A 2,453-nucleotide genomic window follows, 5' to 3' on the forward strand; every position below is an offset into this window, starting at 1 on the left:
GTACGAGGCAGGCTCGATGCGAAAGCCCTTCACCGATGTGCTGTGGAAGGTGAGCCGACCGCGCGCCGGCGGTTTGCGGCGGGCCACCTCGAGGAAGCGCGGATTGATCTCGATGCCGACGCCCTCGATGGCGTGCCGTTCCGCCCATTGCCGCATCAGCCAGGCCTTGCCGCAGCCGATATCGAGGACGCTCAGCCCGTCGCGGATATCGCAGTAGTCGTCGAGCAGGCGCAGCTTCCGATCGGTGATCGGGTTCTGGATCTCGATGTCCCGTTCCGCGATCGCCCAGTAGTTCAAAGGGTCCATGCCGCGCCTCCCCTCGCTGCCGGTGGGCCTCGACTATACCGTAAACACCTCCCGGCGCAGCAGGCTCCAGGTGTCGGGGTCGGTCGTGACGATCAGGCCGCCGGTCCGGTGCTGCGGCAGGTAGCGCGAACCGTCGAAGCGACGGGCGAAGCCGCCGGCCTCCTCCGCGATCAGCGTGCCACCCAGGTGGTCCCACGGCATCAGCTTGTTGTAGGCCACGAAGTGGCAATGTCCGGACGCCAGGGTGCGGTAGTCGTGACCGGCGACGCGGTAGTTGGCGGCGACGCGGACCCTGGCGAGGTTGGCCAGCAGCTCGGCCTTCCCCTCGGACGGCATGAAGGTGATCGAGATGTGTCCGACCATCTGGCTGAGCGCCAGCGCCCTGGCGACACCGAGACGGGTCGCGTCACCGTCGGGCCGCCGCAGCCAGGCTCCGCCCCCCTTCTCGGCGACCACCCAGTCGTCGCCCATCGGGTCGTAGATGATGCCGGCAATCGTCTCCCCCCGCCGTACGACCGCGGCCATCGTGGCATAGAGCGGCAGGCCCGCCGCGAAGTTCGCCGTCCCATCCACCGGATCGACGACTATGGCGAAGTCGGCATCGTCCAGCCGATCGAGCAGCGCCGGCTCGGCCGCCACCGACTCCTCGCCCACGAACAACGCCTCCGGCCACGCCGCGGCGACATCGGCCTTGATCTGCCGCTCCGCCGCCTCGTCGGCCTCGGTCACGAGGTCGATCGCTTCGGATTTGGCCCGGACCTGCCCCCTGTCCAGCCGGCGGAAGCGCGGCAGCGTCTCCTTGCGCGACGCGTCGCGGAGGATGTCGGCAAGGCGGGTGATATCGAAACTGGTCATGGCGGTCCGGAATCGTTGTCGTCTCTCCCGGCCACTATAGCCGGGCCGCCGCGACCTGCTCAGCGTGGAATCGGTCGGTCGCGCCGCCTCGAGCCAGAAGCCCACCAGCGTCATCCCCGCAAGGCCCACCGGCATCATCCCCGCAAGGCCCACCGGCGTCATCCCGCAAGGCCCACCGGCGTCATCCCCACAAATCCCACCGGCGTCATCCCCGCGAAAGCGGGGATCTCCGTTTCCTTCACCCTCTAGAAACTCGCATTGCCCGCTCGGGAATGGCCTGAACAGCCTCAGCCCCGAGCCCTGCTCAGCCCCAGGAAGTCGAACAGCCTGGGATCGAGCAGATGGCTCGGGTTCACGTTGCCCAGCGCGCGGATCATCACGTCCTTGCGGCCGGGCATGCGCTTCTCGATATCGTTCAGCATCGCCTTCATGGCGTTCCGCTCCAGCCCCTCCTGGCTGCCGCACAGGTCGCAGGGAATGATCGGGAACGCCATCGCCTGGGCGAATCGCTCGAGATCGGGCTCGGCGCAGTAGATCAGCGGGCGCAGCACCTCGACATCGCCCTCGTCGTTCATCAGCCGCGGCGGCATGGCGGCGAGCTTGCCGCCGTGAAACAGGTTCATGAAGAACGTCTCGAGGCTGTCCTCGCGATGGTGGCCGAGCACCAGCGCCGAGCACCCCTCCTCCCGCGCGATGCGGTACAGGTTGCCCCTGCGCAGCCGCGAGCAGAGCGAGCAGTAGGTCGCCCCCTGCGGCAGCTTGTCGGTGACGATCGAATAGGTGTCCTGGTACTCGATGCGGTGCGCGATGCCATGCCGCGTCAGCCACTCGGGGAGGATGTGCTTGGGAAAGCCGGGCTGGCCCTGGTCGAGGTTGCAGGCCAGCAGCTCCACCGGCAGCAGCCCGCGCCACTTGAGATCGAGCAGCAGCGCCAGCAGCCCGTAGCTGTCCTTGCCGCCCGAGATGGCGACCAGCCATCGTTCCCCGGCCCGGGCCATGCCGAACGTCTCGATCGCCTCGCGCACGTTGCGGATCAGGCGCTTGCGAAGCTTGTTGAATTCGACCGAACGGGGCGCGACGGCGAATAGCGGGTGCGCACCCGCCAGTTCCTCGGCATGCTCTTCGATCTGGGCGGCAGCGGCGATCTCGTTCATGGCACCCGCTGTAGCAAAAGCCGCGCCTGTCCGGAAGCACGCCGGCCGCGTGGGCGCAACGCTGTTCCTTGCGGCCCGCGAACTTAGTCAGTTACATGACAGCGATATCCGGAACCCCAAGGAGTCGGCCTTGTTCCG

3 protein-coding genes are annotated in these 2,453 nt (G+C 67.7%); all 3 read right to left on the reverse strand.

Going from position 1 to position 2,453, the window contains the following annotated elements:
* A partial coding sequence (locus ACE3TU_RS21395; RefSeq protein ID WP_374627877.1) for a cyclopropane-fatty-acyl-phospholipid synthase family protein occupies nucleotides 1–306 on the reverse strand: 306 nt, incomplete at its 3' end.
* A gap of 33 nt (nucleotides 307–339) precedes the next feature.
* The gene (locus ACE3TU_RS21400) at nucleotides 340–1,161 is read right to left on the reverse strand and encodes an inositol monophosphatase (RefSeq protein ID WP_374627878.1); all 822 of its coding nucleotides are present in this window, start codon (nucleotides 1,159–1,161) and stop codon (nucleotides 340–342) included.
* Between the two features lie 287 nt (nucleotides 1,162–1,448).
* Nucleotides 1,449–2,315 (reverse strand): tRNA 2-thiocytidine(32) synthetase TtcA, encoded by an 867-nt coding sequence (ttcA, locus tag ACE3TU_RS21405; protein WP_374627879.1) that lies wholly within the window; start codon nucleotides 2,313–2,315, stop codon nucleotides 1,449–1,451.
* Between the last annotated feature and the right edge of the window lie 138 nt (nucleotides 2,316–2,453).

Origin of the sequence: Devosia sp. (assembly GCF_041917035.1) — a bacterium.
In the GTDB taxonomy this organism is placed as follows: Bacteria; Pseudomonadota; Alphaproteobacteria; order Rhizobiales; family Devosiaceae; genus Devosia_A.